The organism is Succinivibrio sp., assembly GCF_045124615.1.
Taxonomy (GTDB): Bacteria; Pseudomonadota; Gammaproteobacteria; order Enterobacterales; family Succinivibrionaceae; genus Succinivibrio; species Succinivibrio faecicola.
This window is the reverse complement of sequence record NZ_JBGVMC010000257.1, coordinates 1-4,582: the sequence shown is the minus strand read 5'-3', so window position 1 is coordinate 4,582 and position 4,582 is coordinate 1. Positions and strand designations below refer to the sequence as shown.

Sequence of the window (4,582 nt, the reverse complement as noted above, 5' to 3'; positions counted from 1 at the left end):
GCAGAGGCTCATGAGAAGATCAGAAAGGAATTAACTAAGCAAAGTTAGTTTGAATAAGCTAACATAAAAGTAATAATAATTCCATTTTACTGATGTCAGTAAAATGTACTATACTTTAAAAAATAAAAAAAATCCTCGTTGTCTAGTCATGGAAACAATGAGGATAAATGTGTTTACAGGGCCATTATATTAAGTATGGAAAGAAATGTACATTTAACTTTTGAATTTTTCAAAGTAACTCAACCAAAAGATTCGTCATTAAATTTTGAGGATATTTTAGTTCGATTATTAAATAAAGATATTACTCAAAAAGATAAAAGAATAGTAACTTATGAAAATAACTCTAATGAGATAGTTATTGTTTTTACAAAAGTAAGAATGAACAATATTCCAGACAAAATTAATGTAAATACTGGATCTTGCTCTCCGATAGAACTTAGAGATGATGAAGGTTTAAGTGAAAAAGTTGTTTTTATTTTTAATAAGAAATTAAAAATTGTAGCAATTCAGAAAAATGTAAATTCGATAACATCTACAGGTATATTTAATTTTATACGAACTGAGATTGATGATAGTAAGTTTGAAACAGGTTTTATTATCAGACAAGACGTCTTAGATCAGTTATATAAAATGAAACTGATTACCAAGTGCGAAATTAAAATCGATTGTACCAAAGATTTGTCTTGTTTAAAGGATAGTAACATCAGTATTTTTGATAAAATTGCAAAACAGGAAGATATCGGTGCTAATTTATTAAATATTACATTTTCAATGGGAATAAATAGTAAGGATAGTTTAGCTGATGTCTTGATAAACAAAATTAAAAATCTCAGCTCATCAAATAGTGATGCAATCAGTTCATTGAATTTATATGGCAAAGACGAAGAAAATAAAAGTACTGTATTAGATTTACTTAATTTTAAGTTGGTAGACAAACAAGAAATCAAAGTAATTAAAAGAAGTATTGATAATTCACTGTTAATATCAAGTGCTAAAAATGCGATAAATAACAATTTAGACATATTAAAAGGTCATTTGTGATTATGTATAGAATTTTTGAAAAGCATGCAGGTGCTATTGTATTTGTAATTACAATATTTGTTTTATTTTGGCTTAAAAATATGCTTTGTATGACAAAGATAGAAAGTTCTTTAACAGATTTTTTGAACATATTTTCAATCTTTGCTGGCTTTCTAACTACTTCTATTTCCATTCTTTACTCTATTCAGGATAAAGATTTTATTATTACAGCAAAAACTTCTGGAGCCTATCAAGATTTGTTAAATCTGATCTATAAGGCTATTGGATGCTGTGTTCTTTCAATTGTAGCAGTTATAATTGCAAAATTAATAACAGTTGACTCAGTTAAGCTTATAGCCTTAAGTATTTGCTTTGGTGCTTTATCTGCTGTCATCTTGACTGGTTTCTTATTTATAAAACTCATGTGTCTTAACAAATAAGGCAGTATCTCTACTGCCTTAAACTCACCTATTTAGATTGTATCCACAATAAATCGGCTTGTCGTTTTGTCTGATGATTTTGCGAGCTCTTTAATCTGATTCATCTCATCTTCAGTACAGACAACAACAATGCGCCCTAATTTCTTAAGTTCTGGTGCTTTGTTATGTCCTGTGGTTCCAACAGGACGTCCTGCACCTTCTCTGTATCAGCCTCTCTCTTAACCTCCAAGATTAGAGCTTAAGAATAACTAAGCGCCAAAAACCGTTAATTTTGGAGCTTAAGAAATGCTAAGAGCCAAAAATCATTAATTTTGGAGCTTAATAAAACATCAAGACCCTCATTTGAGGGCCTTAATTACTAAAATACATAACAGAATAATCATTTTATAATATCTCCTTAATTACCATCCCAACCTTCTCTAACTATTTTGTTAGTTGTACCACCATCAAAATAGTATTGGGGTACCGAGGTGTTGTCCTCAAAAACTTTCTGTTTATGCTTTGTGTTCTTCATTATTCTTTCTCCTTTACACATATTTCTACAAAATTTGGATTAAGGGAGTTTTGATAACTATCCAATACTTTATATGATTTATACTTTTTAGTATCGATATCTTTTAGTTTTGCAGTATTGATAATTACTCTCTCAGAGTAGTCATCTTCATAATCAGGATTTAATGACCAATCATTGTAGAAGATTGATATAGTCTTATCTAAAAAAACTCCTTTTTTGTATACTTTTAGCTCTTCTAAAAAGTCAGATAGTAATGGTTTTTCTTTATTCATATTCATCTTCTTCGTCTTCCTCAAATAACTTGTTAAAGCACTCTTCGCATAAGCCTGATATTTCCACTTCTCTAAGTCCTGCTTCTGTATAACAGTGCTCTTTTGCAACTCTTCCACATTGATAACATATTACGTCACCATTCTCGTTACGTGTGAGTGGTCTTATATTGTAGGTTTCTTCAAGTATATCTTTTTGGAGTTCTATAATTTTCATTTTTAGCCCTCCAATTCTTTGAGTAAAGTTAATACGTGCAATCTAAAATTTTTCTGCTCCGGTAAAGTAACTCGTAAATCAAATCTAATGTGATCCAAAGTTGCAGGATCTTTTGCTGTTGGATATTTTGCTAACATCTCTAAATATTTCTGTTTTTTGTTGTGTAACCACCATAGATTTAAATCTATTTTTTCATTTATCTTTTTTAGTGTTTTCTGCAAATAATACTTTTTCTTTGCAAGCGATTTAATTTTATTTACCTTGTTATCAAAAGTTGTTAAAGTATCAGTAAGAATAAGCATTTTAATTCACCTTTTCAAATCTGTATTTCTGTTTAACATCAGGATATTTCTGATGATCTACTTCGCTCATGAACATATCAAGAGGTCTGACACATACATCTCCCCATCGTACAGCTGTAAGAGTACATCCCTTTACACTAGTAATTAGACGTGTTTGTTCTTCGGTTAATCTCTGATACACAACCATCTGCTCGCCCGTTTCTGAATGATGTGCAACAGTCCATATCCAGTAATAGTTGCCTTTGAAATGTCTATAAACTTCTGCTATTTTAGGTATAGGTCTTTCCATTCTTCCACCTCACGTTATTCCATAAAATGCTGTCTAATAAAACTCTTTGTTGTTATGCCAGCAAAACGGTATTTGCCATTATCAAAGTGAAAAAGAAAACAAAGATTGAAATAAAATCCCTTACATAGCCATTGATAATTGTCAAAATATACTGTTCGTCTGTCGTCTGTGGAATGGTAGTTCATTCTTATTTCTCCTTATCTATAGTTCCTTCCTGTGTCTTTTGAATAAGCCACCTTGTATATTTCTGTAACTCGTTATTAAAAGCATCTGTGGCATTGATACGAGGTGTTACCCAGCGCAGATTACTTGCAAGATTGTTTCTGGGATCATTATCAATATGATCAACAATTGTGTGTGTCTCTGGATCCGGATTCTCGCAAAATACAGATGCTACTAACCTATGTACAAATACATGTTTTTGAGCCCCTCCTGAATACAGCATACATGCCAGATAACCTCTTGATTTGTGATTTGAAAAAGAGCATTTGCTTAAAGCTACAGGTTTCTTTGTTTTTGAGTTCCAAACCCTGCCATAATTGCTGACAAGATACTTTTCAAAGGGAGCGACTAATGGCTTAAATGTTTCACCTTTCAACGCAAATTTTTCTAAATCAGTCATTCTTGGACTCCAACTCGGCAATCTTTTCATCTATCAGATTAGATAGTCCCATATAACCATCTGCAGACAGAGCTAGTACAAATTCGTTTTCTCTGAAGATATCCATATAGACCTTTGTGCGTTTCTTCATGAGCGAGTTTCCGTTGTACTCTCTAAATGCAATCCGATCATTGTCATCAGCAAGTATTCTTCTGATATAGAACTGGGCCTTCTTTAAATCCTGCAGAGGATTACCCTTATCCAGATATCTGAAACAATACTTTAAGCAGTTTCCAAGATTGAAACCTAGTAATTCACATAGTTCTATAGGTTCAACTAAAACTGCGTGTTTGTGGTAGTGAGATGGTTGATTGATTACGTCTTCATTCTTAGTCATTTCTTTTCTCTCCTTGCTTGTGCCCTGGCTCTTTCTCTTAATAACTTTGCCATATATTTATCCGGTTCATTCTCTTTTAAGTAAGCTCTTCTCTCATTAGCCCATTGATTGATGCGCTCTCTATTCTTCTCTCTGTACGCTCTCTGTTTTTCGAGATATTCCTGATGTCTTACTGGATCTGCCATAATCTCTGCCAATCGCTGTTTTGCATATGCAGCTCTTTTAGCCTTAACTTCAGGATCATTTTTCCTTCTTTCATAATTAAGCTTGTTATGGCGTCTAGCTGTCTCTTTTCTTCCAAAAATCTTAGATTTCTCGCATATAAGCCTTGCTCTTAATAGAAATACTTCCCTTTCTTCACGACTACAGTTACAATTGCATCCGAGCTCTGACATTATTGACAGTTCAGCTCTTTCAACACATTCAAGATTAGAGATGTCGAAGTTTCTTTTATTACCATCCATGAAGATAACAGTCTTACCTTCAGCACTCTGTCCTGGATGATTTTGCTCCCATACGTACCGCTGATACTG

9 protein-coding genes are annotated in these 4,582 nt (G+C 32.6%); 2 read left to right on the top strand and 7 right to left on the bottom strand.

The window, feature by feature from the left end; all coding sequences use genetic code 11:
* Positions 1-195 precede the first annotated feature (195 nt).
* Entirely contained in the window at positions 196-1,041 is an 846-nt protein-coding gene (locus ACJML3_RS06745; protein ID WP_219937903.1) for a DUF6731 family protein, read from the top strand.
* 2 nt (positions 1,042-1,043) lie between these two features.
* Positions 1,044-1,460: a hypothetical protein gene (locus ACJML3_RS06740; RefSeq protein WP_406021767.1), complete on the top strand. Its 417-nt coding sequence runs from the start codon at positions 1,044-1,046 to the stop codon at positions 1,458-1,460.
* Between the two features lie 513 nt (positions 1,461-1,973).
* Here ACJML3_RS06740 and ACJML3_RS06735 read toward each other — a convergent pair.
* The 7 genes from ACJML3_RS06735 to ACJML3_RS06705 all read right to left on the bottom strand — a co-directional run.
* Positions 1,974-2,246: a hypothetical protein gene (locus tag ACJML3_RS06735; RefSeq protein ID WP_406021765.1), complete on the bottom strand. Its 273-nt coding sequence runs from the start codon at positions 2,244-2,246 to the stop codon at positions 1,974-1,976.
* Complete coding sequence (locus ACJML3_RS06730) at positions 2,239-2,460, bottom strand: hypothetical protein (protein WP_406021763.1); 222 nt, start codon at positions 2,458-2,460, stop codon at positions 2,239-2,241. The genes ACJML3_RS06735 and ACJML3_RS06730 overlap by 8 nt, the downstream gene beginning before the upstream one ends.
* A gap of 2 nt (positions 2,461-2,462) precedes the next feature.
* Positions 2,463-2,762 carry a hypothetical protein gene (locus ACJML3_RS06725; RefSeq protein ID WP_406021761.1) on the bottom strand — a complete coding sequence of 100 codons (300 nt, stop codon included), beginning with the start codon at positions 2,760-2,762 and terminating at the stop codon, positions 2,463-2,465.
* A gap of 1 nt (position 2,763) precedes the next feature.
* Positions 2,764-3,051: a DUF1653 domain-containing protein gene (locus tag ACJML3_RS06720; protein WP_406021759.1), complete on the bottom strand. Its 288-nt coding sequence runs from the start codon at positions 3,049-3,051 to the stop codon at positions 2,764-2,766.
* 187 nt (positions 3,052-3,238) lie between these two features.
* Positions 3,239-3,673, bottom strand: a complete 435-nt coding sequence (locus ACJML3_RS06715) for an HNH endonuclease signature motif containing protein (RefSeq protein WP_406021757.1) — start codon at positions 3,671-3,673, stop codon at positions 3,239-3,241.
* A complete protein-coding gene (locus ACJML3_RS06710) occupies positions 3,666-4,049 on the bottom strand; it encodes a DUF3310 domain-containing protein (protein WP_406021755.1) in 384 nt (127 codons plus the stop codon). Before ACJML3_RS06710 ends, ACJML3_RS06715 begins: the two co-directional genes overlap by 8 nt.
* A partial coding sequence (locus ACJML3_RS06705) for an HNH endonuclease (protein ID WP_406021753.1) occupies positions 4,046-4,582 on the bottom strand: 537 nt, incomplete at its 5' end. The genes ACJML3_RS06710 and ACJML3_RS06705, both read right to left, overlap by 4 nt.

Coding starts and splice junctions, on each gene's coding strand:
- ACJML3_RS06745 (WP_219937903.1), top strand. CDS start 196: ATGGAAAGAAATGTACATTTAACTTTTGAATTTTTCAAAGTAACTCAA.
- ACJML3_RS06740 (WP_406021767.1), top strand. CDS start 1,044: ATGTATAGAATTTTTGAAAAGCATGCAGGTGCTATTGTATTTGTAATT.
- ACJML3_RS06735 (WP_406021765.1), bottom strand. CDS start 2,246: ATGAATAAAGAAAAACCATTACTATCTGACTTTTTAGAAGAGCTAAAA.
- ACJML3_RS06730 (WP_406021763.1), bottom strand. CDS start 2,460: ATGAAAATTATAGAACTCCAAAAAGATATACTTGAAGAAACCTACAAT.
- ACJML3_RS06725 (WP_406021761.1), bottom strand. CDS start 2,762: ATGCTTATTCTTACTGATACTTTAACAACTTTTGATAACAAGGTAAAT.
- ACJML3_RS06720 (WP_406021759.1), bottom strand. CDS start 3,051: ATGGAAAGACCTATACCTAAAATAGCAGAAGTTTATAGACATTTCAAA.
- ACJML3_RS06715 (WP_406021757.1), bottom strand. CDS start 3,673: ATGACTGATTTAGAAAAATTTGCGTTGAAAGGTGAAACATTTAAGCCA.
- ACJML3_RS06710 (WP_406021755.1), bottom strand. CDS start 4,049: ATGACTAAGAATGAAGACGTAATCAATCAACCATCTCACTACCACAAA.